Origin of the sequence: Mycolicibacterium agri (assembly GCF_002553505.1) — a bacterium.
Classification (GTDB): Bacteria; Actinomycetota; Actinomycetes; order Mycobacteriales; family Mycobacteriaceae; genus Mycobacterium; species Mycobacterium agri.
In genome coordinates this window covers 22,219-48,172 of sequence record NZ_PDCP01000032.1, presented here as the reverse complement: position 1 = coordinate 48,172, position 25,954 = coordinate 22,219, and the positions used below count along the sequence as shown (strand labels likewise).

The following is a 25,954-nucleotide window of genomic DNA, read 5'->3' as shown; positions in this document are numbered from 1 at the left end:
GGAGTACGTTCGCCGCTATGGGCATCGCCACCACCGGCCTGTCGCCGGTCGAGCAGACCGCATTTCTCACCGTGTACGCCAGGGCGCTGGACAGCCGATGGCCCAAGCCGATCCTGGGCGACACCCTCGCCGACGAAGTGGTGGGCAAGATCGACTACGACTTCGCGGGGCTGGGCGTTCAGACCAGCGTGGTGTGCCAGACGGCGCTGCGCGCGAAAATGCTCGACGACCGAGTGCGCGACTTCGTGCGCAGGCATACCGATGCCGTCGTCGTCGACCTCGGCGCCGGGCTCGACAGCGGCTACTACCGGGTGGCTCCCCCGCCGACCGTGGACTGGTACAGCGTCGACCTGCCGGGCATCGCCGCGGTCCGCGACGAGGTGTTGCCTGCGGCGCCGCAATCGCACACGGTCGCGGCGTCATTGACCGACCGCGGCTGGCCCGACGGCATTCCCGCGGATCGCCCCACCATGCTGATCGCCGACGGGTTATTCGCTTTTCTCACCGAACCCGCGATCGTGGGCATCTTCAGGCGCATCACCGAGCATTTCGCTTCCGGTGAGCTTGCCTTCAACGACTACGGGCGGATCGGTTGGGTCAGCCGGGTGGCGATCAAGCTCTACCCGCAGAAGATGTTCAAGGACGTCGGCAGCCAGTTCGGCTATCCGGGGTTCAAGGACGCCCACTACCCGGAGACATGGAATCCTCGCATGCGGTTGATCGAAGAGGCCAGCCTCACTTACGCCCCTGAAGTGGATTTGTTCCCCGGCTGGATCAGGGTGATGTCGAAAATGGCGCGCTACAGCAAGACCGGACGCCGCAAGGCACGAATCCTGCGATACGCGTTCTAGTTTCGCCCGACCTCCCCTTGCCTGCCCCAGCCTCGTCGCCCCTATGCGCCGAACGTGAAGCATTTGCGAGTTTCAGGCCGATTTCCCACCAATTCTTCACGTTCGGCGCCGAAGAGCAGGCGGCCGCGGGTATCAGCCCAGGCAGCCGGGGCCCAGCAGCGCCTTGAGATCACCCATCAGCGCCGACGACGGCGACACCCGTAGCGACTGATCCAGCTCGAGTGTGGTGATGCGCTCGCCGCTGATCAGCCGCAGGTGCACCTGCGACGTTCCGGGGTGGCGCGCCAGCACCTGCTTGAGCGCGGTGACCTTCTCGATGGTGCATTGCCGTGTCGGCAGGCTGACCGCCAGCGGCCGATCCACCGAGGCGTTCGAAAAGTCCGGCACGATGAGGTCGTTGGCGATCAGGCAGATCCGGTCGTCCTGGATGCGGACCTTGGCGCTGATCAGCACCACCGCGTCGTCGACGACCTCGGCGCCGTAGCTGGAGTAGGTGTGCGGGAAGAACATCACCTCGACGCCGCCGGTGAGATCCTCCAATTGGGCTGAGGCCCACGGCATCCCATTCTTGTTGACGCGACGGTTCACGCCGGTGAGGATCCCGCCGACACGCACCTGGGCGTCGTTGGGCACATCGCCGTCGAGGATCGCCGGGATCTGCGTGTCGACCTGCGTGGCCAGCAGGTGCGCGACGCCGTTGAGCGGATGGCCCGACACGTACAGCCCGAGCATCTCGCGTTCCAGCGCGAGCTTGTGCTTGTCGTCCCACTCCTCGTCGGGGACTTTGATGGTGAACACCGCGTCGGTGGCGGTGTCGGCGCCGCCGAACAGGTCGAACTGCCCCATCGCCTCGGCCTTTTTGGTGCCGAGCACCGATTCGACGGCGTCGGAGTGCACCAAGAACAGCCCCTTGCGCGGATGCCCGAGCGAGTCGAACGCGCCCGCCTTGATCAGCGACTCGGTCACCTTCTTGTTGCACGGGCCGATGTCGATCTTGTTGAGGTAGTCGGAGAAGTCGACGAACTTGCCCTTGTCGGTGCGCGACTGAATCAGCGACGCAACGACATTGGCGCCGACGTTGCGCACCGCGCCGAGGCCGTAGCGGATGTCCTCGCCGACCGAGGCGAAGTTCAGGCTGGACTCGTTGACGTCGGGCGCCAGCACGGTGATGCCCAGCCTGCGGCAGTCGGCCAGATACACGGCGGCCTTGTCCTTGTCGTCGCCGACGGACGTCAGCAGCCCGGCCATGTACTCGGCCGGATAGTTCGCCTTCAGATACGCCGTCCAGTACGACACCAACCCGTACCCCGCGGCGTGCGACTTGTTGAACGCGTAGTCGGCGAACGGCAGCACGGTGTCCCACAGCGCCTTGATGGCGCCGGCCGAGAAACCGTTGGCCTTCATGCCTTCCGAGAAGCCCTCGTACTCCTTGTCGAGCACCTCACGCTTCTTCTTGCCCATGGCCTTGCGCAGAATGTCTGCTCGGGCGAGCGAGTAGCCTGCCACCTTCTGCGCGATCCGCATGATCTGCTCTTGGTAGACGATCAGGCCGTAGGTCTCCGACAGGATCTCCTCGAGCGGCTCGGCGAGTTCGGGGTGGATCGGCTTGATCGCCTGCCTGCCGTTCTTGCGGTCGGCGTAGTCGTTGTGGGCGTTCATGCCCATCGGGCCGGGCCGGTACAGCGCGATGACGGCGACGACGTCCTCGAACCCGGTCGGCTGCATGCGGCGCAGGAGGTCGCGCATGGGCCCGCCGTCGAGCTGGAACACGCCGAGAGTGTCGCCGCGGCCGAGCAATTCGTAGGTCTTGGGGTCGTCGAGCGGAACCGACTCCAGGTCGAGCTCGATGCCGCGGTTGGCCTGGATGTTTTCCAGCGCGTCGCCGATGATCGTCAGGTTGCGCAGGCCGAGGAAGTCCATCTTCAACAGGCCGATGGCCTCGCACGACGGATAGTCCCAGCCGGTGATGATCGCGCCGTCCTGCGGCCGCTTCCACAGCGGGATGGCTTCGGTCAGCGGCTCGGAGCTCATGATCACCGCGCACGCGTGCACGCCGGCGTTGCGGATCAGCCCCTCCAAACCGCGGGCCGTCTCGTAGATGGTGCGCACGTCGGGGTCGGTGTCGATCAGGCCGCGCACCTCGGCGGCTTCCTTGTACCGCTCGTGGGTGGGGTCGGTGATGCCCGCCAGCGGGATGTCCTTGGCCATGATCGGCGGCGGCAGCGCCTTGGTGATCCGGTCGGCGATCGCGAAACCGGGCTGGCCGTAATGGATTCGGGCGGCGTCCTTCAACGCCGCCTTCGTCTTGATGGTGCCGAACGTGATCACCTGCGCGACGCGGTCGTGGCCCCACTTGTCGGCGGCGTAGCGCACCATCTCGCCGCGCCGGCGGTCGTCGAAGTCGATGTCGATATCGGGCATGGAGGCGCGCTCGGGGTTCAGGAAGCGCTCGAACAGCAGCCCGTGCTCGATCGGGTCGATGTCGGTGATGCGCAGCGCGTAAGCGACCAGCGACCCTGCGGCCGACCCGCGGCCCGGCCCCACCCGGATGTCGACCGAGCGCGCGTAATTCACGAGGTCGGCGACGATGAGGAAGTACGACGGATAGCCCTTGGCGCAGATGACGTCGATCTCGTAGGCGGCGCGTTCGACGTACTGCGGCGGCACGCCGTCGGGGAAGCGGCGGCGCAGTCCGGCGTCGACCTCGTGGCGCAGCCACGACCCCGGGTCGTGTCCCTCGGGCACCGGGAAGACCGGCATACGGTCGCGCGGCGTCCACACGTCGGCGTAGGACTGCACGCGCTCGGCGATGAGCAGCGTCGCATCGCAGGCGCCGGGAATCTCGTCGTCCCACAGCGCGCGCATCTCGGCGGCTGACTTCAGGTAGTAGCCGTCGCCGTCGAATTTGAACCGGTTCGGGTCTGACAGGGTCTTGCCGGTCTGCACACACAGCAACGCCTCGTGGTTGTGGGCGGCGTCGCGGGTGACGTAGTGGCAGTCGTTGGTGGCCAGCGGCGGGATGTCGAGCTTGCGGCCGATCTCCAGCAGGCCCTCGCGGACCCGCCGCTCGATCGCCAGCCCGTGATCCATCAGCTCGAGGAAGTAGTTGTCCGCGCCGAAGATGTCGCGCCACTTCGCGGCCGACTCCAGTGCCTCCTTCTCGTGGCCCAGCCGCAGCCGTGTCTGGATTTCGCCGGACGGGCAGCCGGTGGTGGCGATGATGCCCGCGGCGTGCTCGGCGATGATCTCGGCGTCCATGCGCGCCCACTTGCCGAGCTGGCCCTCGAAGGACGCCAGCGACGACAGCTTGAACAGGTTGCGCACGCCCGTCGCGTTCTCCGCGATCATCGTCAGGTGGGTGTAAGAGCCACTGCCCGAGACGTCGTCGGACTTCTGGCTGGGATCGCCCCACAGGATGCGACGGGTGTCGAAGCGCGAGCCGGGCGCGATGTAGGCCTCGACGCCGATGATCGGCTTGATACCGGCCTCGGTGGCCGCGTTGTAGAACTCGCTGGCGCCGAACATGTTTCCGTGGTCGGTCATGCCGATCGCCGGCATCTCCAGCCGCTGCGCCTCGGCCAGCATCGGGCCGATTTTCGCGGCACCATCCAGCATCGAGTACTCGGTGTGGTTATGCAGGTGCACGAAGGACGACTGGTTCATAGGCACGCCAGTCTATGGCCGGGCACCGACGAGTTTCGGCGTGTCGCGGTGCGTGTCTTAGCGCTCTAGTGAAGCTCTAGTGAACGTTGCTGTTCACGGAGGTACGCCTCGACGCCGGGATCGCCGGTCAAGCCGATGGCCATGCGGTAGGCGTCGGCGGCCTCGGCGCTGCGGCCCGCCTCGGCCAACAGGTGCGCACGCGTGGTCCACGCGGGTCGAAAACGCTCGACGGCGGGTTGGGTGATCGCGTCGAGCTGCCGCAACCCCGCCTCGGGCCCGTCGATCTCCCCCTCGACGGCGGCCAACGCCACCGCGGCGCCGAGGGACGGCGCCACCCGCAGCAACGCGCGGTACAGCTTGCGCAACGCGGCCAGGTCGCGGGGTCGGGTGAAGTGCGCCGACTGGATCGCGGCCTCGTACTGGAAGCGGCCCGGCCTGCCGAAACCGTGAGCGCGCCGCAACAGTGCTTCGCCGCGCGCGATCAGCGCGATGTCCCACCGGGTGGTGTCCTGCCGGTCGAGCGGAACGAAGCAGCCGTCGGCGCCGCGTCGTGCGGGCCTGCGGGCTTGCGACAGGCAGATCAGCGCCGCCAAGCCGAGCACCTCCGGCTCGTCGGGCAGCAGTTCGGCGAGCACCAGCGACAGGTGCAGCGCCTCGGCGGACAGGGTTTCCAGCGGCGCCCCCTGCGGCACCAGCTGCCAGTCGATCGCGTACGCACCGTAGACGGCTTCGAGCACCGCGGGCAGCCGGGCGGCGAGGTCCTCGCGCTCGGGCAGCACGTACGGGATGCCCGCGTCGCGGATGCGCTTCTTGGCCCGCACCAGCCGCTGCGCCATCGCGGCGGGTTCGACCGCGAAGGCCTCGGCGATGGCGGTGGCCGTCACGCCGAGCACCACCTGCAGCATCAGCGGCGTGCGGACCTCCGGCGCAATGGCCGGGTGGGCGCACACCAACATCAGCTCCAGGCGGCGATCCGGGATCGCCGGCTCGTCGCCGACTTCGGTTGGGCTGTCATCGAATTCGGCGATCGGCCGCGTCATCCGGTAGGCATGCGATTTCCACATGTCGCGCATCCGGTTGCGGGCGACGGTCAGCAGCCAGGCCTCGGGGTCGGCGGGGATGCCGTCGTCGGGCCACCGTTTCAGCGCGCGCTCCACCGCGTCGGCGAGCGCGTCCTCGGCGGCGGCGATGTCGCGGGTGGGGGCGGCCAACAAGGCGAGTAGCCGACCATGGCACTCGCGTACCAGATCGGCTACCCGCTGTTGGACCACTAGGGCTGATACCACCCGCGTTCGGCGGCGTATGTCCGCGCCACCGGCCGGATTTCGATGGACCCCCAGCCGTTGGCCGGGTTGCGCTGCGCCCACTTGATCGCCTCGTCGAGGTTGTCGACCTCGATGACGAAGATGCCGCCGAGGCGTTCCCTGGTGTCGATGAACGGACCGTCCTGCACCTCGGGTGTGCCGTTGCGCGCGGTCACCGTCGTCGTGGCCATCACCGGTTCGAGCACCTCGGTGTCGATGAGCACGCCCGCCGCCGACAGGTCGTCGGCGTAGGCCTGGAACGCGGCCATGGCCGGGGCCATGTCCTCTTCGGTGAGCCCGAGCTCGCCGGCCTCCTGGTAGTGCATCAGCAGGCAGTACCGCATGGTGTCCTCCTCGGTGTCGTGTGTCAGCTTGACACCGTTGTGACGACTGGACTGCCGCTGAATCGACAGTTGGCGGCCGACGGGCCCGCGCAATACCGCAAGGGCGCCCATCAGAACGCCAGGCGGGACAGGATCACTCGGCGCGTCCAGTCCGGGTGAGGCGGCAGCGGCTGCGGGTTCAGCATGACCCGGTCCGGGCCGGGCGGCAGCGGCTGCGGGTTGAGCATGACCCGGTCCGGGCCGGGCGGCAGCGGCTGCGGGTTGAGCATGACCCGATCCGGGCCGGGCGGCAGAGGCTGCGGGTTGAGCATCACGATGTCGGCGTTGCGGGAGGGCACGCTCGGCATGTAGAGCGAATTCTCCTCGGCCGACGCGGTTGCGGCGTTGGCCATGGCGATGACGCCCGAGGCGGCGCCCGCGAGCAGGAAGAGGCCGACGCTGCGCCGAGCGGTGGTGCGAATGGACATGATGTTTCTCCTTTTCGGTGGTCGCCACCCCGGTTGGGCGACGTTCACCTGCTAGGAGTCGCGACGGCCCGGCGCTGTCACACTTTTTTCGGCACTTGTTGGACTTGTCTGCAGTTCGGCCCCGACGACGTCCTGGGGTGTGCGTCGTGCCCGCCGCACCGCATCGGCGGTGAACACCACCAGCGCCAGCCAGATCAGCACGAAGCCCAGCCACCGGCCGACCGGCATCGGTTCGTGTCCGACCAGCACGCCCCATGCCATCTGCAGGGCGGGATTGAGGTAGAACAGCAGGCCAAGCGTGACCATCGGAAGGCGCTGCGCGGCGGCCGAGAACAGCAGCAGCGGCGTCGCGGTGACCGGCCCGGCGATCATCATCAACACCGTGTGGCCCCACCCGTGGCTGGTGAAGTGCGACTGGTGGGTGACCTGCAGCCAGATGATGAAGCCGATGGAGATCGGCGATGCCCACAGCGTCTCGACTGCGACGCTGACCCGTGGATCGGCGTCGACCACCTTCTTGACCAAGCTGTACAGCGCGAACGTCACCGCGAGGATCAGCGCGATCCAGGGCACCTGACCGACCTCGGCGGTCAGGATCACCACCGCGCCGACGGCCAGTACCAGCGCCAACGACTGCCAGACGTTGACCCGCTCGCGGAAGATGACCACGCCGAGCGCCACGGTGACCAACGGATTGATGAAGTACCCGAGCGCCGCGTCGACGACGTGTCCGTGTGTGACGGACCAGATGTAGGTGCCCCAGTTCGTCGCGATGAGCGCCGACGCGGCCAGCAGTTGGAGCCAGGTCTTTGCGCGCATCCTGCGCAGATCGCCGAGCCTGCGCACCACGGCGAGAAGGATCACCAGTGCCACGGCACTCCACACGAACCGGTGGGCCAGCACCTCGGGCGCGGTCGCGGGAAGCAGCAACAGGAAGAACCCCGGGCACAGACCCCACCACACATTGGCGCCGACACCGAACAGCAGACCGGCGCGCCGCTGGCCCCCGCTCACAGTTCGTGGTTGCGCAGCATGTCAAGAGCGTGCTGCAGGTCGGAGGGGTAGGGACTGGTGATCTCCACGCGGCGACCATCGGCGGGATGCGCGAACGCCAACGACCGCGCGTGCAGCCATTGCCGTTCCAGCCCAAGCCGTTTCGCCAGCACCGGGTCGGCGCCATAGGTCAGGTCGCCTGCACACGGATGGTGCAATGCGGCGAAGTGCACCCGAATCTGGTGTGTGCGACCGGTTTCCAGTTCCACGTCGAGCAGACTGGCGGCCTGGTGTGCTTCCAGCGTGTCGTAGTGCGTGATGCTGTGCCTCCCGTCGCGTGTGACGGCGAATTTCCAGTCGTGTCCGCGATGCCTGCCGATGGGCGCGTCGATGGTGCCGCTGGTTGGATCCGGATGTCCTTGCACCAGAGCGTGATACCTCTTCTCCACCGTGCGCTGCTTGAACGCCCGCTTGAGCACGGTGTAGGCGCGCTCGGACAGCGCAACCACCATCACGCCAGAGGTTCCGACGTCGAGCCGGTGCACGATGCCTTGTCGTTCGTGGATGCCCGAGGTGGAGATGCGGAATCCGGCCGCGGCCAGCCCGCCGAGCACCGTCGGCCCTTCCCATCCCACGGTGGCGTGGGCGGCCACTCCCGCCGGTTTGTCGACGGCCACGATGTCGTCGTCGGAGTACAGGATCGTCATCCCCTCGATGGCGACGGGCGTATTCTGCGGCGCCGCGGGGGGTTCGGGCAGCCGCACCTCCAGCCACGCGCCCGCCGTCAGCCGGTCGGATTTGCCGACGCGGGTGCCGTCCAGCTCGACGCCGCCTTCTTCGGCCAGCGTCGCGGCCGCGGTGCGGGACAGGCCGAGGAGGCGGGACAGCCCGGCGTCGACCCGCATGCCGGCCAGTCCCTCGGGAACGGGCATCGACTTGGTGCCCATCAGGAGGGTTCGGCCTTCCGCCTGCCTGGGGTGTCGAAGTCGAAGCCGAACAGCGACAGCGCGACCAGAAGGATCGCGCCGCCGACCACCGCCGGGTCGGCGACGTTGAACACCGGCCACCAGCCGATGGACAGGAAGTCGACGACATGGCCCTGCAGCGGCCCCGGTGAGCGGAAGAACCGGTCCACGAGGTTGCCCAACGCCCCGCCGAGGATCATGCCGAGACCGATCGCCCACCACGGCGACACCAGCCGCCTGCCCATCCAGATGATGCCGACCACCACGGCGCTGGCGATCAGCGTCAGCACCCACGTGTAGCCCGTCGCCATCGAGAACGCGGCGCCGGAGTTGCGCACCAGGGTCCAGGTGACGGTGTCGCCGATGATCGACACCGGCTGGCCGGGCGTGAGCAGGTTGACCGCCAGCACCTTGGTGACGATGTCGAGCGCCAACACGACCGATGCGACCGTCACCAGCAGCCGGGTCCGGCGCCGAGGCTTCGGCTGCTCGTCCTGCCCAGCGGTCAGCGGCTCGCTCGAATGGGCCGATTCATCAGTCACTCTCCCATCATTCCAAAGGTCGGCTTTGCGATGATGAGGGCGTGAGCCGCCTCGTCGTCATCACCACCGGCGGGACGATCGCCAGCAACGTCGGCGATGACGGCGTCAAACGACCGACCACCAGCGGTGTCGAGCTGGTGTCCGGGCTGCAAGGGCCTCACGTCGAGGTGATCGACCTGATGTCGCTGGACAGTTCGCAGCTGACGCCTGCCGATTGGGACTCGATGCGCACGGCGGTCGCCGCGGTCGCTACGCCGTCACGCGCCGACGGTGTGGTGGTCACGCACGGCACCGACACCATGGAGGAAACGGCGCTCTGGCTGGAGCTGACCTACGACGGCGCACTGCCCGTCGTGCTCACCGGCGCGCAGCGCAGCGCCGACGCGCCCGACGCCGACGGCCCGCGGAATCTGCGCGACGCGCTGGCCGTCGCGGCCGATCCACGTTCGCGCGGCCTCGGCGTTCTGGTCAGCTTCGCAGGCACGGTGTGGCAACCGCTCGGGTTGCACAAGGTGGCAACGGCCGACCTCACGGGGTTTGACGGGGTCGCCGTCGGGGCCGTCGCCGACGGACGCTTCACCCAGCACGGCGCCAAGCAGCGGCCGTTCTTCGGAGCGCTGCCCAGCGCCGACGCGCCACGCGTCGACATCCTCGCGGTGTATCCGGGCGCCGACGGTGTGGCGCTGGACGCGTGCGTGCGGGCAGGCGCGCGGGGCGTGGTCCTGGAGGCGTTGGGGGCGGGCAACGCGGGCGCGGCGATGATCGAGGCGGTGCGGCGGCACTGCCGCGACGGCGTGGAGGTGGCGGTGTCGACCCGCGTCCCCGGCGGTAAGGTCGGCGCCGGGTACGGGCCGGGTCGCGATCTGGTGGACGCCGGCGCGGTGATGGTGCCACGCCTGCGGCCGCCGCAGGCCCGTGTGCTGGTGATGGCCGCTTTGGCGAGCGGCTCACCGGTCAATGACGTGATAGCCCAATGGGGCTGATGGACGGGAGCCCAATGGGGCTGATGGACGGGAGCCCAATGGGGCTGAATGGACGGGAGCCCGGCGGGGCTGACGAGGGGAGGGTGACATGCGCAGAGCCGTCATCGTGGCCGCTGTGGCATTCGTCGGTTTGTCCGTTGCGCAGAGCGCCGCTGCGGAACCGCCGCACGACCACAACGACATCCGCGAATACCCGCTCGCGCAAGGGAATTACACCACCGACACCGATTACGCCCACAAATTCTTCAAGACGCCCGATGGACGGCACTGCGGGATCGGCCCGAACGGCGGGCCGGTCGGGTGTGACGCGGTGCCCACCGATGCGCCGCCCGGCACCAACCAGGTCGTCGTCAACAGCTGGGGGCCCGCGGAGTACCGGCACTCCGACACGCCGTCGTTCACCCGCGACGTCGATGTCCTACCCGAGGGGTGCCGGTTGGAGAACTGGGGCGCCACGTGTGCCGTCGAGCATCAGGGCACGGTGCATTGCGAGACCTACGACGACCACGGCTTCGTCGTCGCCGCCACCTACGGAGAGCTCTGGTAGCGGTTCAACTCGCTGACGTGTTCCGGCCAGTCCAGGCTGTCGACCGGGTTGGCGCGCTCGATCTCGGGCGTGCTGTCGGGAAATGTGCGCACGGGACCCGGCCCGGTGCTTCGGGTCTCGAAGCGCACGGTCATCACGCCGTGCCCGGCGCCCTGAATCCAGCCGTGCCCGTAATCGGGGTGGCTGACGTCGTCGCCGATCCGCCAGGCCGAGGCGCGCTCGGTGGCTTCGGTCAACGTCTGCGGCAATCCGGTGGCAGGCACGTCCTCGGCGATCAACTCCAGGTCGGGAAACAGCGACTCCTGGCGCACTTCGGACAGGCCCGAAAAGCCAACGCCGACAAGGCGAATCGGCCCCACTTCCACCGGGTCCAGCAGCAGCCGCCTGGCCATTGCGATCAGTGTCGCGGCGTCGGTGGTGGCGTACGGCAGGGTCGCTGAGCGGGTCAGGATGCTCATGTCGGCCTTCCGCAGCTTGACGGTGACCGTGCGCGCGCCGCGGCCGTCCTTCTCGAGGCGGGCGTGCGCATGCTCGCCGATCGGCCCCACCGCTTCGCGCAGTTGATCCAGCGTCGTCAAGTCCTGCGGGAAGGTGGACTCGGCGCTGATCTGCTTGGCGGGCCCGTTCTCCGCGACCGGCCGATCGTCGATGCCGCGGGCCAGCCGATGCAGTGCGGGCCCGACGGTTCCGCCGAGGATGTTGGCCGCCTCGGCGTCCGAGAGCGCCGCGAACGCGCCGATGGTCTCGATGCCCAGCCGATGCAGCTTCTCCTCGGCGACCGGGCCGATCCCCCACAGCCGCCGCACCGGCAGACCGGCCAGCAGCCGCGTCTCCTCGTCGCGGGCCACCACGCGGATGCCGTCGGGTTTGGCCAGCCCGGAGGCGATCTTGGCGATCTGTTTCCCCGATCCCGCACCGACCGAGGCGACCAGCCCCGTCACGTCGCGGATCTTGGCCCGCAGCGCCTCGCAGAACGCCTGCACGTCGCGCTCGCCGGCCCCGGCCAGCTCGGCGGGCTCGCCGAACGCCTCGTCGTAGGACAGCTGCTCGAGCACCGGCACGGTTTCTCTGACCGTGTCGAGCACGCGGCGGCTGGCCACCCCGTAGACCACACCGCGCGGCGGCAGCACCACGGCGGTCGCGCCGACGAGCCTGCGGGCCTGATGCATGGGCATGGCCGATCGGGCGCCGTAGACGCGCGATTCGTAGCTGGCGCCCGCGACCACGCCGCGGCCGCCCAACCCGCCGACGAGCACCGGTCGCCCGCGCAGCGTCGGGCGGGTCAGTTGCTCGACCGACGCGAAGAATGCGTCCATGTCGAGGTGCAACACCCAACGCGCAGCCACAACTGCCGATGCTAAGGCGCTAGCGTGGCCGCCATGACTCAACAGGTCGCCTTCGCCAGCTGGGTCGACCACTTCCGGAAAAACGAACAGGTGCACGCCGAGACCGACGCGGCGATCCCGTTCGACAAGCCATGCGAGATCGGTGAAGCGCTGCGGCGCCCGCTGATCGACTCGATCCGGCGTTTCCAGCTCGGCGAAAGCGGCGACGGCGAGCAACTGCTGCGCAAGGCAGCGCGCGCGGGTGATACCGAATATTGGCAAGCGGCAGAACTTTTCGTGGCCGAAGAGCAGCAGCATGCGGCACTGCTACTGCGCCTGCTCGGCTATCTCGGCGGCCAACCGATGCGCAAACACTGGTCCGATGCGGTGTTCGTGCGCCTGCGCAGGCTGATGGGGCTGCGCACGGAGTTGATGGTGCTGGCCGTCGCCGAGGTGGTCGCGCTGTCGTACTACGGCGGGCTGGCCGGCGCGGGCCCCGATCCCGTGGTGCGCGCGGTAGCGGCCCGCATCGTCGCAGACGAACACCCGCACGTGCGGTTCCAGCGGGACCGATTGCGCGCAGGTTTCGCCGACGCACGCCCGCCGACGCGGGCGGTGGCGTTGGCCTTCTGGTGGCTGACCGCGATCGGCGCGACGACGGTGGTCGCCGTCGACCACGGCCGGTTGCTCGATGCGATCGGCTACCGGCGCACCCGCTTCATCCGCGACGTGCTCGCCGACTTCGCGACGCTGGCCGCCGCCGTGCTGCGCCGCTGACCGCTCAGGCGCTGTGCTCGATGCGCCGCAGGCGGAACGGATAGTTCTGGCCGATGACCCCCGTCGCCCAGTCACCGTCTGCGGCGGGCGGTGTCAGGCTGGGATCGGTTTTGATCGTGAACTGTGTGGCCAGCAGCTCGCCCGCGATCAGGTCGCTCAGCTCGTCGCGCCAACCGTCCGGGTAGCCGTCGATGGTCAACTCGAGCTCGATGCGGTCGCCGATGTCGAGGCCGGCGCGCCGCCGGGCCTCCTGCAGCTCGCGGATCATGTCGCGGGCCCAGCCCTCGGCTTCCAACTCCGGAGTCACGGTGGCGTCGAGCACCACCAGGCCCGATCCCTCCGGCAGCGCTGCGGTGTACTCGGGGTCGGCGGCCACCAGCCGCGAGCTGAACTCGTGCGGCTGCAGCACCGCGGGACCGGCGGTCAGTGTGCCGTCGGGGTTGAGCACCCCTTGGCCGGCCTTGACGGCCTTGATCGCGGCCTGCACGTCCTTGCCGAGACGCGGACCGGCCTCGCGCGCGTTGACGGTCAGCTCGAAGCGCCCGTAGGCGGCGATGTCGTCGGTCAACTCGACATGCTTGACGTTCAACTCGTCGGCGAGCAGATCCACGAACGGCTCCAGCCGCTGCGGATTCTCAACCGCCACAGTAAGTTTCGGTAGCGGCAGCCGCACCCGCAGCTTCTTCGCCTTGCGCAGCGACGACGCCGCCGACGCCACCTCGCGGACCTGGTCCATGGTCGCCACCAGTTCGGCGTCGTGCGGCAGGTCACCCGACTCGGGCCAGTCGGTCAGATGCACGGAACGTTCGCCGGTGATGCCGCGCCAGATCACCTCGGTGGTCAACGGCAGCAGCGGCGCCGCCAACCGGGCGGTCATCTCCAGCACGGTGTGCAGCGTGTCGATGGCATCGGGATCTTCCTCCCAGAACCGCGAACGCGACCGGCGCACATACCAATTCGTCAGCGCCTCGGTGAACTGCCGCAACTCGTCGCAGGCGCCGGAGATGTCGCACACGTCCATCGACTCGGTCAGGTCGTCGCGCAGCTTGGCCAGCTTGGCCAGGATGTAGCGGTCCAGCACGTGCTTGGAATCGGTGCGCCAGGTGCCCTTCTTCGGCGCATAGAGCGCAAGGAACGTGTAGGCGTTCCAGAACGGCAGCAGCACCTGGCGAACGCCATCGCGGATGCCCTGCTCGGTGACGATCAGGTTGCCGCCGCGCAGGATCGGCGATGCCATCAGAAACCACCGCATGGCGTCGGAGCCGTCGCGGTCGAAAACCTCTGTGACGTCGGGGTAATTGCGCAACGACTTGCTCATCTTCTGGCCGTCGTTACCCAACACGATGCCGTGCGCCACGCACGTCCGGAACGCCGGCTTGTCGAACAGGGCGGTGGCCAGCACGTGCAAGGTGTAGAACCATCCCCTGGTCTGCCCGATGTATTCGACGATGAAGTCGCCGGGGAAATGCGACTCGAACCATTCGGTGTTCCCGAACGGATAGTGCACCTGCGCGTACGGCATGGAGCCCGAGTCGAACCAGACGTCGAACACGTCGGGGATGCGCCGCATCGTCGACTTGCCGGTCGGGTCATCGGGATTGGGCCGGGTCAGTTCGTCGATGTAGGGCCGGTGCAGGTTGTCGGGGCGCACTCCGAAGTCGCGCTCGAGCTCGTCGAGACTTCCGTACACGTCGATGCGCGGATAGGCAGGGTCGTCGGAGATCCACACCGGAATCGGTGTGCCCCAGTAGCGATTTCGCGAGATCGACCAGTCGCGGGCGCCCTGCAACCACTTGCCGAACTGGCCGTCTTTGACGTGCTCCGGATACCAGGTGATCTGCTGGTTGAGCTCGACCATGCGGTCGCGGAACGAGCTGACCTTCACAAACCACGACGACACCGCGCGGTAGATCAGCGGATTACGGCACCGCCAGCAGTGCGGGTATGAGTGTTCGTAGGTCTCGTGGCGCAGCAGCACCGCGCCGTTCTGCGCGGCCGAGCCGGTGCCGTTCTTCAGGTCGCGGATGATCTGCGGGTTGGCGTCGAACACGTGCTGGCCGGTGTAATCGGGCACCGTCTCGTCGAACCGGCCCCGCGCGTCCACCGGGGTGACCGCAACGATGTCGGCCGCCTGGGCCGTGGCCATGTCGTCCTCGCCGTATGCCGGCGACATGTGCACCAGCCCTGTGCCGTCCTCGGTCGACACGAAGTCGCCGGGCAGCACCTGAAAACTGTTGGGCGCGTTGAGGAAATACGGGAACGGCGGCAGATAGCGGGTACCGACCAGATCTGCGCCGCGGTAGGTGGCCACGATCTCGGGCTCGTCTCCGAACTCCCTGGCGTAGGCCGCCAGACGGGCCTGCGCGAGCACGTAGCGCCGCTCCCCCGACTTCACCACCACGTAGTCGATGTCCGGGTTGACCGCCACCGCCTGGTTGGACGGCAACGTCCACGGTGTGGTCGTCCAGATCAACAGGTACGCATCGGCCAACGGCCCGTCGGTGACCTTCAACCCGACGGTGATCGCGGGATCCTGGCGGCTCTGGTAGACATCGTCGTCCATCCGCAGTTCGTGGCTGGACAGCGGTGTCTCGTCGTTCCAGCAGTACGGCAGGACGCGGTACCCCTCATAGGCAAGGCCCTTGTCCCACAACTGTTTGAACGCCCAGATCACCGACTCCATGAACGACAGATCGAGTGTCTTGTAGTCGTTGTCGAAGTCGACCCAGCGGGCCTGCCGGGTGACGTAGGCCCGCCACTCGTTGGTGTAGCGCAGCACCGACGCGCGGCAGGCATCGTTGAACTTCTCGATGCCCATCTCGTCGATCTGGGACTTGTCGGTGATGCCGAGTTGGCGTTGCACCTCGAGTTCGGCGGGCAGGCCGTGGGTGTCCCAGCCGAAACGGCGCTCCACCTTGTAGCCGCGCATCGTGCGGTACCGCGGCACGATGTCCTTGACATAGCCGGTGAGCAGGTGGCCGTAGTGCGGCAGGCCGTTGGCGAACGGCGGCCCGTCGTAGAACACGAATTCCGGGGCACCTTCGCGGCGCTCGATGCTGGCGCGGAAGGTGTCGTCGCTCGCCCAGTACTGCAGGACCTCGGCCTCCAGCGCCGGGAAGTTGGGCGCGCCGCCTGCCTGCTTCGGATAGGTGCTCACGGTCCTACGTCGTCTCCATGCCAGTTGTCGTCTTTGGCACGGGGACGACGACGCGCCGGTGCGCGAGCGCCGCGGTACCACCCCGCTTGCGCACGAGTGTGCGCCGCTTCGTTCACGGCTGTGACGGGCCTACCCGTTCGGGTCTACTGCGTCCCGACGTCGGATGCGTCTGGACGGTTCTTCCGAAGGCTCCCCGGTGATGGCCGGATCAGCGCCGATGCCTCGGATTCTACCGGCTCAGTGGCCGACGGCGATCTGGGTGTCCGGCTGCGGCGTCGCTTCCGACGTCAGTTCGATCAGCGCCAGCGGCAGCTGCTCGGCCAGCTCCTCCACGGTCTGGCGGTCGAAGCTGCGGGTGTCGTACCACCAGTCCAGCTGGACCAGGCCTGCGGCGCGGTAGATGCGCAGCTCGAGGGCGTGCCGGAGGCCGGGATCGGGCGCCAGGTAGGAGAAGTAGATCTCCGACGGGGGCGTCGCGGCGATCTTCGGAGCGGACGTGCCCGCAGCCAATGCCCGATGCACGGCGGCCAGTGTCTCGGTCGCGGTGGCAAGGCCGGCCGAGGTGCACGCCAACGGAACCGCGCCGCGGTGGCCTGCGACGTCGACGCTGACGACGCCCTCGCCGATGGTCCTGGCGATCGCCAGGCCGAGCGCGCCGAGCAGGATCTCCTCCGCTTTGACGCCGAGATACCATTCCGCGCCGTCGAGTTCGGCGCTGAGAGTGCTGTCCAGAGGTGCGGCGATTTTCGCCAGATCCGCCTGCTGGGGGGCGCTGGCGGCTTCGTGGTCGGCGATGCGGAGGGGGCTGCTGGCAAATCCTGCAATCAACATGAGCTAACGGTACGTGTCGTGTCCCAAAATTGGGAGACATCTCCCACAACTGTGACACCTACGTCAATTTCAGCAACCCTCTGCGGGCCCCGAATGGCGCTGCCCAATGGCGAGATGAGGGTCTACAGTGAGACCGTGCCACGTACAGATGAGAACGGTCGCCAGCTCAAAGCCCTGCTCGACTATCTTCTCGACGGCGAGGTCGACGCCAAAGACATCTACGATGCACTCGGCGTGTCTAGCAGCACGTACTACCGCCGGATCAAGGAAGACGGCTATCCCGACGCCGAGGAGCTGCGGCGGGTGGCCGATCGGTTCGGCCTGTCCTATCCCGATCTGCAGATCCGGTTTGGACTGATGAGCCACGAAGAAGTGCAGAGCTATTTCGAGTCGACCGGTGCGACTGTGGCAACCGCGGAAACCCGGCGCGTACGCCCGCCACGCCTGTCAGAATTGAAGCCTCGCGCGGACGCGCCGCCCCTATAAGATTTGCTGGAACCACTTCAGCGCAAAGGCAAGACCCATGGCCCTCGCAACTCTCCTGGTGATCACGCTGGCGTGTATCGCATGGAGTTTGTGGATTCGGCGCGTCACGTGGACATGCCGGTGGGAGGTTGCTGCCACCCTCAACATCGCGCTGCAGGGCGCGGCCGTGCTGCTGATGTCGCCGTGGGCATCGGAGACGCTCGGCCGCTGGCTCCACACGCTGACCGGTAAGTGGAACCTCGAGGATTACATCGGCCACGACTGCTACATCGTCGCCGCGTCCGCGGTCATCTACAACACGCTGGGCCGGCTGGCCGACGACGATGCCATGCAGCGGTCGTTCAAGCAGTACGTGGAGCGCCCGGCCACGCTCTGCATACCGTTGCTGCTGGTGACGTTCTCGATCGGTAACGGCGCCAAGATGTACGCAGCGGACTTCTTCACCGTCCCGACCGACTTCTGGCTGAACCTGTACTGGCTGCTGCTGTGCGGCACCCTCATCTACCTGTTGTCCTACGGCATCCGGGCCACCCTCGTGCTGCGCCGGGACCCACGCTCGCGCACCATCGCCAACTTCTACCTGGTCGCCTCGCTGTGCGGCATCCTGGCCTGCGTGGTACGCATCGTCACCGCGTACGTGACCCCCCTGCAGACGATCACCGGAAGCAACCTGGTCTGGCTGTTCGCCTGCCTGTGCGGCGCCGGTTTCGCGCTGGCGTCGGCGCGCTCGTGGCGGATAAAGACCCGTTGGTTCACGAAGGTGCCGCACTGAACCGCACCGAGGGCCGCCACAGGGTCGTGATCATCGGATCCGGCTTCGGCGGTCTGCAGGCGGCTAAAAGCCTCAAGCGCTCCGACGTCGACGTCACGCTGATTTCGAAGACGACCAGCCACCTGTTCCAGCCCCTGCTCTACCAGGTCGCCACCGGCATCCTGTCCGAAGGCGAGATCGCGCCGACCACCCGCCTGGTGCTGCGCAAGCAGAAGAACGTCCGGGTGATGCTCGGCGAGGTGGTGGCCATCGACCTGGCCGCCAAGACCGTCACCTCGAAGCTGATGGCGATGCAGACCGTCGTGCCGTTCGACAGCCTCATCGTCGCCGCCGGTGCGCAGCAGTCGTACTTCGGCAACGACCAGTTCGCGACCTTCGCCCCCGGCATGAAGACCATCGACGACGCGCTCGAGCTGCGCGGCCGAATCCTCGGCGCGTTCGAGGCCGCGGAGGTGGCCACCGACCACGCCGAACGCGAACGCCGGTTGACCTTCGTCGTCGTCGGCGGCGGACCGACCGGCGTCGAGTTGGCGGGCCAGATCGCCGAACTCGCCGAGCGCACACTGGCCGGCGCGTTCCGCACGATCACCCCGAGCGAGTGCCGGGTGATCCTCGTCGAGGGCGCCGGCGCATTGATCCCGCCGATGGGGCCCAAGCTGGGCGCGATAGCGCAGCGGCGGCTCGAGAAGCTGGGCGTCGAGATAAGGCTCGACTCGCTGGTGACCAACGTCGACTACACGGGCGTCACCGTCAAGCACAAAGAGGGCGACGAGGAGCGGATCGACTGCGCCTGCAAGGTCTGGTCGGCCGGCGTGCAGGCCAGCCCGCTCGGGCTGATGATCGCCGAGCAGACCGACGGCACCCAGACCGACCGCGCGGGCCGCGTCGTGGTCGAACCCGACCTGACCGTCAAGGGCCACCCGAACGTCTTCGTGATCGGCGACCTGATGTCGGTGCCCGGCGTGCCCGGAATGGCGCAGGGCGCGCTGCAGGGCGCCAAATACGCCGCCGCGGTGATCAAGCGGTCGGTGGCCGGACGGGACGACCCGGCCAACCGCGCGCCGTTCAAGTACTTCGACAAGGGCAGCATGGCGACCGTGTCACGGTTCAGCGCCGTCGCCCAGATCGGCAAGGTGGAGTTCGGCGGCTTCATCGCCTGGCTGGCGTGGCTGGTGCTGCACCTGGTCTATCTCGTCGGGTACAAGAACCGGTTCACCACGCTCATCAACTGGTTCATCACCTTCATCAGCCACAGCCGCGGCCAGATGGCCATCACCAGCCAGATGATCTACGCCAGGCTGGCGATGGACATGCTGGCCAACCAGCACAACCGGCCGGCGCAGCAGTCGGCGCTGGCCGCGGTCGAAGAGGCCGAGAAGCTCGAACGGGAACGAGGCGCCCAGCGCTAGCCGGCGACGGTACGCGGTTCGGAGATGAACGGCGCGCCGAACTCGGGCACCGGCCGGTACCCGCGTCGGCGCGCGGCCGCGGCGCCGCGCCGCAGTAGCGCCGCGGTGGCCACGAACCCGGCCTGGTCGGCCACCAGGAACGGGGTGACCAGCCGGTTGTGCACGTAGCCGAACGACATTCCGGTGGACGGGTCGGCCCAGCCGAGCGATCCCCCCAACCCGGCATGGCCGAAACCGGGCATCACGCCGGGCAGCGGGATGGAGTGATACCCGAGGTGAAATGCCATGGGGAAGAAGATGTTCCGGTCCGGCCAGAGACTCGGCTTGCCGAGCAGGCTGGCCGCGAGCTCGGTGGACAGGAACTGCTTGCCGTCGATGCGGCCTGCGCAGGCGATCGCCGCATACATCTTGGCCAGGCCGCGCGCGGTGGCCACCCCGTTGGCCGCGGGAATCTCGCTGTCCAGGAACGGGGTATCGCCCATCACCACCTGGCGCATGCCGGGAAAGTAGAGCGCGCCGATGCCGCCGGAGTACTGCAGGGCCGCCAGCCGTGGGGCGATGCGGTCGACGATCGGGTTGGAGTATCTGAGCTGCGGGACGATGATCTGCGCGGCCGTCGTCGGCGAGCCTGCGGGCGGGCGGCCCAGATGCAGGCCGTCGGTGTTGAGCGGCTCGGCCAGCTCCTCGCGGATCAGTTCGCGCATGCCCTTGCCGGTGACGGCCCGCGCCAGCCCCGACATCAACCAGCCGTAGGTCAGCGCGTGGTAGGCGGCCTTGCCGTAGAGCACCTTGTTGACCGGCGCGGCGGCCAGCCGCTCCTCCATCCTGACGTGGTCCATCAGGTCGGCCTTGGTGACGCCGTTGAGCTGGGAGAGCCCCGCACGGTGCCGCATGATGTCGCGGACGGTGATCTTGTCCTTGCCGTTGGCGCCGAACTCCGGCCAGTACTCGGCGACGGGAGCGTCGTAGTCGATCAGCGCACGGTCGGCCAGCCGGTGAATGACCGTCGAGGCCATGCCCTTGGTCGCGGAGAACACCATCGCGCCGGTGTCGGCGGTCCAGTGCCTGGCGCCGCGGCGATCGGACCATCCAGTCCACACGTCGACGACGGGTTCGCCGTCGAGGTAGACGCACAGTGCTCCACCGCCGAAGCGGGGTCCGGGAAACATCGCGGAGAAGGCCCGCACCGCGCAGGTGAAGTGCGGGTCGGCTGCGCCTTGCACGCCGTGCGGGAGCGTTGCGCTGCGACTCCCACCGTCACTGTCGTTCACAATGCATGTAATTTACCCGGCACCCCGGCAAATAATCTGGCCGTTACCAATCCGTTAGTCCATCGCATGTCAGCGCCATCGAGCCGCCACCTGACAGCAATGTTTGGGTCAACCCGCCGCGGCGTCGAGGATCTGCTGCGCGCCCAGCGTCGGGGTCAGTTCGCCCTCGCGCACCGCGCGCTCGACATCGGCGCGGATCTTGCGAACCTCGGGGCTGGCGAACACACGGTCCAAGACGGCGTCGCGCACCATCTGCCACATCCAGTCGACCTGTTGGGCGCTGCGCCTTGCCTCGAACTGCCCGGCCTCGGTGAGCACCTGACGGTGCTTGAGCACGGCGTCCCACAATTCGGTCAGGCCGGTGCCCTCCAGCGCGCTCATCGTCAGAACCGGTGGGCGCCACAGTGTTTCGCGCGGATAGATGAGACGGATCACGCCGGTCAGCTCGCGGGCTGCCGCCTTGGCCTCGACGACGTAGTCGCCGTCGGCCTTGTTGACCACGACGATGTCGGCAAGCTCCAGCACGCCCTTCTTGATGCCCTGCAGCTGGTCGCCGGTGCGGGCCAGGGTGAGGAAGACGAACGTGTCGACCATGTTGGCGACGGCCGTCTCGGACTGCCCGACGCCGACGGTCTCGACAAGGATCACGTCGAAGCCGGCGGCTTCGAGCAGCACCATGGTCTCCCTGGTCGCCTTGGCGACGCCACCCAGCGTGCCCGAGGTGGGCGACGGGCGGATGTAGGCGTCGGGGTGCAGGGCCAGCCGCGGCATGCGGGTCTTGTCGCCGAGGATGGAGCCGCCGCTGCGCGTGGATGACGGGTCGACGGCCAACACCGCCACGCGGTGACCCTGGTCGATCAGGTGCATGCCGAGCGCCTCGATGGTCGTCGACTTGCCGACGCCGGGTACGCCGGTGATGCCGACGTGCATCGCGCTGCCGGCCTCCGGCATCAGCTCCATCAGCAGCTGCTGCGCCTGCTCGCGGTGGTCGGCCCTGGTGGATTCGACCAGGGTGATGGCCCGCGGCAACGCGGCGCGATCACGGTTGCGGACCGCGGCGGCCAGATCGTCGATGTAAGCCATCCGGTCGGGTGTTACTTCAGCTCGTAACCCGAGCGCTCGGCCAGCTTGTGCAGCAGCCCGATCGCGGCATCGGCGATCACCGTGCCCGGCGGGAAGATTGCTGCCGCGCCCGCGGCGTAGAGCTCGTCGAAGTCGTTGGGCGGGATGACACCGCCGACGACGATCATGATGTCGGGACGGCCGGCCTTCTCCAGCGCCTCGCGCAGCGCCGGCACCAGGGTCAGATGCCCGGCGGCCAGCGACGACACACCCACGACGTGCACGTCGTTGTCGACGGCCTGGCGGGCGACCTCTTCGGGTGTGGAGAACAACGAGCCGACGTCGACGTCGAAACCGATGTCGGCGAACGCGGTCGCGATGACCTTCTGGCCGCGGTCGTGCCCGTCCTGCCCCATCTTGGCGACCAGGATGCGGGGCCTGCGGCCGTCGGCCTCGGCGAACTTCTGCACTAACTCGCTGGCGCTGGCGATGTTGCTGACCTTTCCGACTTCGTCGCGGTAGACGCCGGCGATGGTACGGATCTCGGCCTCATGGCGACCCCAAACACGCTCGAGCGCCGCGGAGATCTCGCCGACGGTGGCCTTGGCGCGGGCGGCGTTGATGGAAAGCTCGAGCAGGTTGCCGGACCCTGCCGCGGCGTTGCTCAGGTCGTCGAGGGCGGCGTCGACGGCGGCCTGGTCGCGCTCGACGCGCAGCTTCTCCAGCTTGGCGATCTGCTCGGCGCGCACGCGGCTGTTCTCGACCTTGAGCACCTCGATCTCGTGGTCGTCTTCCACCCGGTACTTGTTGACCCCGATCACCGGTTGCTGGCCGGAATCGATGCGGGCCTGGGTGCGGGCGGCCGCCTCCTCGATGCGCATTTTCGGAATGCCGTCATCGATGGCTTGGGCCATGCCGCCGTGCTCATCGACCTCGCGGAGGTGCGCGCGCACCCGCTCGGCGAGCTGGTGGGTGAGCCACTCCACGTAGTAGGAGCCGCCCCACGGGTCGATCGGCCTTGTGGTGCCCGACTCCTGCTGCAGTAGCAGCTGCGTGTTGCGCGCGATCCTGGCGGAGAAGTCGGTGGGCAGCGCCAGCGCCTCGTCGAGGGCGTTGGTGTGCAGCGACTGGGTGTGGCCCTGGGTGGCTGCCATCGCCTCGATGCAGGTGCGCGCGACGTTGTTGAACGGATCCTGCGCCGTCAGCGACCAGCCGGAGGTCTGCGAATGTGTGCGCAGCGAAAGCGATTTCGGGTCCTTCGGGTCGAACTGGGCGACCAGTTCGCTCCACAGCAGCCGGCCCGCCCGCAGCTTGGCGACCTCCATGAAGAAGTTCATCCCGATGCCCCAGAAGAAGGACAGCCGCGGGGCGAACTTGTCGATCGAAAGGCCCGCGTCCAGTCCCGCCTTGATGTATTCGACGCCGTCGGCCAACGTGTACGCCAGCTCCAGATCCGCTGTGGCACCAGCTTCTTGGATGTGGTACCCGGAGATCGAGATCGAGTTGAACTTCGGCATCCGCGCGCTGGTGTAGGCGAAGATGTCGGAGATGATCCGCATCGACGGCTTCGGCGGGTAGATGTAGGTGTTGCGGACCATGAACTCTTTGAGGATGTCGTTCTGGATGGTCCCCGCCAGCTTCTCCGGCGGCACCCCCTGCTCCTCGGCGGCCACCACGTACAGCGCGAGGATCGGCAGCACGGCGCCGTTCATCGTCATCGACACGCTCACCGAGCCGAGGTCGATGCCGTCGAACAGCTGCCGCATGTCGAGGATGGAATCGATTGCCACACCGGCCATTCCGACGTCGCCGGCCACCCGTGGATGGTCGGAGTCGTAGCCGCGGTGGGTAGCCAGGTCGAAGGCCACCGACAGGCCCTTCTGGCCGGCGGCCAGGTTGCGCCGGTAGAACGCGTTGGATTCGGCGGCGGTGGAGAACCCGGCGTACTGCCGAATGGTCCACGGCTGGTTGACATACATCGTCGGGTACGGCCCACGCACGTAGGGCGCGATCCCCGGGAACGAGTCGAGCGGGTAGCCCGCCTGCACGGCGGCGTCGCGGTCGGCGCCGATGTAGACCGGCTTGACGTTGATGGCTTCCGGGGTGGACCAGTCGAGCTGCTCGGGTGTGTAACCGTGCGCCTTCGCCGCAGCGGCGACATAGGCGCCGACGGCCGCCTCGGTGGCCGGTGCGGCGACACGGTCGCTGCGCAGCGGAACGTCGGCGAAGCTGCCGATGCCGTTGGTGTTGGCAGCTGCTGCGCCGGCGACGTCGTTGACAGTCATCAGGCCCCCAATTGCGTAAGCAGAACCGACAGGACTGCGACGGCATCGATCTTGGCCGTCAGGTAGTCGTCCGGCTTGGAATCGGCCGCGGCGACCGCTTCTTCCGGCCCGGCCAGCAGCACCCGCGACACCCCAGCCTTGCGCGCGGCCTCGACGACGGCGGGCGCTTCGGCCCCGTACCGGGCGTCGGTGCCGCAGATCACGGCGATGTCGGGCCCGCCGGCCGCGGACACAGCGGCGGCCACGGCTGCGGCGTCGACGCTGCCGGGGTTAACGGCCTCGATGCCGCCCGACGCCAGCAGGTTTGTGGCGAAGGTGGCGCGGATGTTGTGCTCGGCGAGCGGGCCGAGCGGCAGCAGCAACACCTTCGGCCGCGTCCCCGTCTTCTCCAGGTACGCGTCGGAGCGGTCGCGCAGCGCTTCGAACCCGGCGGCGTAACGCTGCACGATGCTGGTTGAATCCCGTTGCGGCAGCGGCGGTTCAGCCATGTTGGGGTACTCGTTGACTCCGGTGAGTGCGGTGCGCCGGTGGCTGATGTCATCGAGGCGCCGGTCCCGGACAGCGGCGATCTCCGCGGCGATGAACTCCCGCGCTTCGGCGAAGCCGCCGCGCGCCTCGATCTGCTGGAACTGCTGCCATGCGGTTTCGGCGAGTTGCTCGGTGAGATCCTCGACGTACCAGGAGCCGCCCGCGGGGTCCTGCACCTGCCCCAGGTGGGACTCCTCGAGCAGCAACAGCTGGGTGTTGCGGGCGATGCGACGGGCGAATCCCGTTGACGTCCCTGGCATCCCGCCGGGGATGGCGGCGTCGAACGGTTGCACCAGCACGGTGTCCGCGCCGCCGATGCCCGCCCCGAATGCGGCCACCGTGGTGCGCAGCATGTTCACCCACGGATCGCGCTGGGCCATCATCGCCATCGACGTGACCGCATGCACACGGGCCGCGCCTGCATCGGGCGCACCCACCACTTCGGCCACTCGGGCCCAAAGGCGGCGCAGCACACGGAATTTGACGATCGTCATGAACTGGTCGTCGTCTGCGGCGAGCCGGAAGCTGATCTGCTGCAGGGCCTCTGGCGGCGTGAGACCGGCTTCGGTGAGCGAGCGCAGATAAGCCACACCGGCGGCCACCGTGCCCGCCAACTCCCACGACGCGTTGGCGCCGAGGTTGTGCAGCGCGGGTCCGTCGACGGTGATCGCCCGCACTCCCCCGGCATAGCCGGTGAGCTTTGCCGCGGTCGCGACGACGTCGGAGACATCGGGGGCGGTTCGCCGGCTCAGCGGCGCGGTCAGCGGGTCGGCGCCCAGGTCGATCTTCAGCCGGGAGCGCTGATCGTCGTCGAAGTCGGTCAGCAGCGGCAGCACCGTCGTCGCGGCGGCCGCGAAGTCGGCACCTGCGTCCAGGATCAGCGGCACGAGGTCGAGGAACACCCCGTCGAGCAGGCGGTCCAGGTCGCCGGCCGCAACGCCGTCGCGCCCGCCGACCCGCACCGACAGTGCGGAGACGCCCTCGGTCAGTGCGACCAGGATCGCCCCGTTGCCGTCGGCGACCGATTTCTGGCCTGCGACGGGAAACGCCTCGGCGACTTTCCACCCGGATTTGATGTCGCGCAGCGCGTCGCCGCCGCGCACGAACGGCCATTCGCCGGGCAGCGGCGGCTCGGGCAGCGCGTCCAGGCGGGTGTACAGCGCGCGGATCGGGAAGCCTTCATAGGTCGGCGAATCCAGCAGCCGCTCGGGCTCCGGCGGCAGGTCGGCGGGGTCACGCCGAGTCGTCTTCGCCAACACTCCCGCGACGGCGAAGCGCCACTGCTCATTCAATTGCTGCAAGCCCGAATCCTGCACGTCCATCAGGCTAAATGATCCCCATCGGGCCAGTTTGCGCCGGGCAGGCGACGCGGCATCCTGCCGAAGCGAGCAA

At 68.1% G+C, this 25,954-nt stretch carries 21 protein-coding genes; 7 read left to right on the top strand and 14 right to left on the bottom strand.

Annotation, left to right across the window (positions count from 1 at the left end):
- The first annotated feature begins 17 nt into the window (after positions 1-17).
- On the top strand, positions 18-851 hold the full coding sequence (locus tag CQY20_RS18165; protein WP_097941476.1) for a class I SAM-dependent methyltransferase: 834 nt from the start codon (positions 18-20) through the stop codon (positions 849-851).
- A gap of 132 nt (positions 852-983) precedes the next feature.
- On the opposite strand, the gene dnaE is transcribed toward CQY20_RS18165, so the two are convergent.
- The 7 genes from dnaE to lspA form a co-directional block, all read right to left on the bottom strand.
- Positions 984-4,514, bottom strand: a complete 3,531-nt coding sequence (dnaE, locus tag CQY20_RS18160) for a DNA polymerase III subunit alpha (protein WP_097941475.1) — start codon at positions 4,512-4,514, stop codon at positions 984-986.
- A gap of 65 nt (positions 4,515-4,579) precedes the next feature.
- Positions 4,580-5,785 (bottom strand): RNA polymerase sigma factor, encoded by a 1,206-nt coding sequence (locus CQY20_RS18155; RefSeq protein ID WP_234816301.1) that lies wholly within the window; start codon positions 5,783-5,785, stop codon positions 4,580-4,582.
- On the bottom strand, positions 5,785-6,273 hold the full coding sequence (locus CQY20_RS18150) for a YciI family protein (protein WP_308494410.1): 489 nt from the start codon (positions 6,271-6,273) through the stop codon (positions 5,785-5,787). Before CQY20_RS18150 ends, CQY20_RS18155 begins: the two co-directional genes overlap by 1 nt.
- Positions 6,273-6,629 (bottom strand): hypothetical protein, encoded by a 357-nt coding sequence (locus CQY20_RS18145; protein WP_097941473.1) that lies wholly within the window; start codon positions 6,627-6,629, stop codon positions 6,273-6,275. Before CQY20_RS18145 ends, CQY20_RS18150 begins: the two co-directional genes overlap by 1 nt.
- Before the next feature lie 51 nt (positions 6,630-6,680).
- Entirely contained in the window at positions 6,681-7,616 is a 936-nt protein-coding gene (gene rarD, locus CQY20_RS18140; RefSeq protein WP_097941504.1) for an EamA family transporter RarD, read from the bottom strand.
- 23 nt (positions 7,617-7,639) lie between these two features.
- The gene (locus CQY20_RS18135) at positions 7,640-8,569 is read right to left on the bottom strand and encodes an RluA family pseudouridine synthase (protein WP_097941472.1); all 930 of its coding nucleotides are present in this window, start codon (positions 8,567-8,569) and stop codon (positions 7,640-7,642) included.
- On the bottom strand, positions 8,569-9,129 hold the full coding sequence (gene lspA / locus CQY20_RS18130) for a signal peptidase II (RefSeq protein ID WP_097941471.1): 561 nt from the start codon (positions 9,127-9,129) through the stop codon (positions 8,569-8,571). The genes CQY20_RS18135 and lspA overlap by 1 nt, the downstream gene beginning before the upstream one ends.
- A gap of 41 nt (positions 9,130-9,170) precedes the next feature.
- Here lspA and CQY20_RS18125 point away from each other — a divergent pair, with 41 nt between their 5' ends.
- The gene (locus CQY20_RS18125; RefSeq protein WP_234816300.1) at positions 9,171-10,112 is read left to right on the top strand and encodes an asparaginase; all 942 of its coding nucleotides are present in this window, start codon (positions 9,171-9,173) and stop codon (positions 10,110-10,112) included.
- Positions 10,113-10,200: 88 nt separating this feature from the next.
- Positions 10,201-10,659, top strand: a complete 459-nt coding sequence (locus tag CQY20_RS18120) for a hypothetical protein (RefSeq protein WP_097941469.1) — start codon at positions 10,201-10,203, stop codon at positions 10,657-10,659.
- On the opposite strand, the gene CQY20_RS18115 is transcribed toward CQY20_RS18120, so the two are convergent.
- Positions 10,641-12,005, bottom strand: a complete 1,365-nt coding sequence (locus tag CQY20_RS18115) for a DNA polymerase IV (protein WP_097941468.1) — start codon at positions 12,003-12,005, stop codon at positions 10,641-10,643. The two genes, CQY20_RS18120 and CQY20_RS18115, sit on opposite strands and share 19 nt — an antisense overlap.
- Before the next feature lie 33 nt (positions 12,006-12,038).
- Between CQY20_RS18115 and CQY20_RS18110 the strand changes: the two genes are divergently transcribed.
- A complete protein-coding gene (locus CQY20_RS18110; RefSeq protein WP_133119084.1) occupies positions 12,039-12,761 on the top strand; it encodes a ferritin-like domain-containing protein in 723 nt (240 codons plus the stop codon).
- A 4-nt stretch (positions 12,762-12,765) separates the two neighbouring features.
- Here CQY20_RS18110 and ileS read toward each other — a convergent pair whose 3' ends face one another.
- Both ileS and CQY20_RS18100 read right to left on the bottom strand, forming a co-directional pair.
- Positions 12,766-15,918 (bottom strand): isoleucine--tRNA ligase, encoded by a 3,153-nt coding sequence (gene ileS, locus CQY20_RS18105; RefSeq protein ID WP_097941466.1) that lies wholly within the window; start codon positions 15,916-15,918, stop codon positions 12,766-12,768.
- A 237-nt stretch (positions 15,919-16,155) separates the two neighbouring features.
- Positions 16,156-16,749 (bottom strand): hypothetical protein, encoded by a 594-nt coding sequence (locus CQY20_RS18100; RefSeq protein WP_234816299.1) that lies wholly within the window; start codon positions 16,747-16,749, stop codon positions 16,156-16,158.
- Between the two features lie 135 nt (positions 16,750-16,884).
- Here CQY20_RS18100 and CQY20_RS18095 point away from each other — a divergent pair, with 135 nt between their 5' ends.
- The 3 genes from CQY20_RS18095 to CQY20_RS18085 are packed head-to-tail and all read left to right on the top strand — an operon-like array spanning position 16,885 to position 19,416.
- Complete coding sequence (locus CQY20_RS18095; protein ID WP_234816298.1) at positions 16,885-17,235, top strand: helix-turn-helix domain-containing protein; 351 nt, start codon at positions 16,885-16,887, stop codon at positions 17,233-17,235.
- 37 nt (positions 17,236-17,272) lie between these two features.
- Complete coding sequence (locus CQY20_RS18090; RefSeq protein ID WP_097941465.1) at positions 17,273-18,007, top strand: hypothetical protein; 735 nt, start codon at positions 17,273-17,275, stop codon at positions 18,005-18,007.
- On the top strand, positions 17,983-19,416 hold the full coding sequence (locus CQY20_RS18085) for a type II NADH:quinone oxidoreductase NdhA (RefSeq protein ID WP_097941464.1): 1,434 nt from the start codon (positions 17,983-17,985) through the stop codon (positions 19,414-19,416). Before CQY20_RS18090 ends, CQY20_RS18085 begins: the two co-directional genes overlap by 25 nt.
- On the opposite strand, the gene lipL is transcribed toward CQY20_RS18085, so the two are convergent.
- The 4 genes from lipL to mutA form a co-directional block, all read right to left on the bottom strand.
- Positions 19,413-20,687 carry an esterase/beta-lactamase LipL gene (gene lipL, locus CQY20_RS18080; protein WP_234816297.1) on the bottom strand — a complete coding sequence of 425 codons (1,275 nt, stop codon included), beginning with the start codon at positions 20,685-20,687 and terminating at the stop codon, positions 19,413-19,415. The genes CQY20_RS18085 and lipL overlap by 4 nt on opposite strands.
- A gap of 108 nt (positions 20,688-20,795) precedes the next feature.
- Positions 20,796-21,770, bottom strand: a complete 975-nt coding sequence (gene meaB, locus CQY20_RS18075; RefSeq protein WP_097941463.1) for a methylmalonyl Co-A mutase-associated GTPase MeaB — start codon at positions 21,768-21,770, stop codon at positions 20,796-20,798.
- Positions 21,771-21,781: 11 nt separating this feature from the next.
- On the bottom strand, positions 21,782-24,034 hold the full coding sequence (gene scpA, locus CQY20_RS18070) for a methylmalonyl-CoA mutase (RefSeq protein ID WP_097941462.1): 2,253 nt from the start codon (positions 24,032-24,034) through the stop codon (positions 21,782-21,784).
- A complete protein-coding gene (mutA, locus tag CQY20_RS18065) occupies positions 24,034-25,884 on the bottom strand; it encodes a methylmalonyl-CoA mutase small subunit (RefSeq protein WP_097941461.1) in 1,851 nt (616 codons plus the stop codon). The genes scpA and mutA overlap by 1 nt, the downstream gene beginning before the upstream one ends.
- Between the last annotated feature and the right edge of the window lie 70 nt (positions 25,885-25,954).

Coding starts and splice junctions, on each gene's coding strand:
- CQY20_RS18165 (WP_097941476.1), top strand. CDS start 18: ATGGGCATCGCCACCACCGGCCTGTCGCCGGTCGAGCAGACCGCATTT.
- dnaE (WP_097941475.1), bottom strand. CDS start 4,514: ATGAACCAGTCGTCCTTCGTGCACCTGCATAACCACACCGAGTACTCG.
- CQY20_RS18150 (WP_308494410.1), bottom strand. CDS start 6,273: ATGGGCGCCCTTGCGGTATTGCGCGGGCCCGTCGGCCGCCAACTGTCG.
- CQY20_RS18145 (WP_097941473.1), bottom strand. CDS start 6,629: ATGTCCATTCGCACCACCGCTCGGCGCAGCGTCGGCCTCTTCCTGCTC.
- CQY20_RS18135 (WP_097941472.1), bottom strand. CDS start 8,569: ATGGGCACCAAGTCGATGCCCGTTCCCGAGGGACTGGCCGGCATGCGG.
- CQY20_RS18120 (WP_097941469.1), top strand. CDS start 10,201: ATGCGCAGAGCCGTCATCGTGGCCGCTGTGGCATTCGTCGGTTTGTCC.
- CQY20_RS18110 (WP_133119084.1), top strand. CDS start 12,039: ATGACTCAACAGGTCGCCTTCGCCAGCTGGGTCGACCACTTCCGGAAA.
- CQY20_RS18100 (WP_234816299.1), bottom strand. CDS start 16,749: ATGTTGATTGCAGGATTTGCCAGCAGCCCCCTCCGCATCGCCGACCAC.
- CQY20_RS18090 (WP_097941465.1), top strand. CDS start 17,273: ATGGCCCTCGCAACTCTCCTGGTGATCACGCTGGCGTGTATCGCATGG.
- meaB (WP_097941463.1), bottom strand. CDS start 21,770: ATGGCTTACATCGACGATCTGGCCGCCGCGGTCCGCAACCGTGATCGC.
- scpA (WP_097941462.1), bottom strand. CDS start 24,034: ATGACTGTCAACGACGTCGCCGGCGCAGCAGCTGCCAACACCAACGGC.
- mutA (WP_097941461.1), bottom strand. CDS start 25,884: ATGGACGTGCAGGATTCGGGCTTGCAGCAATTGAATGAGCAGTGGCGC.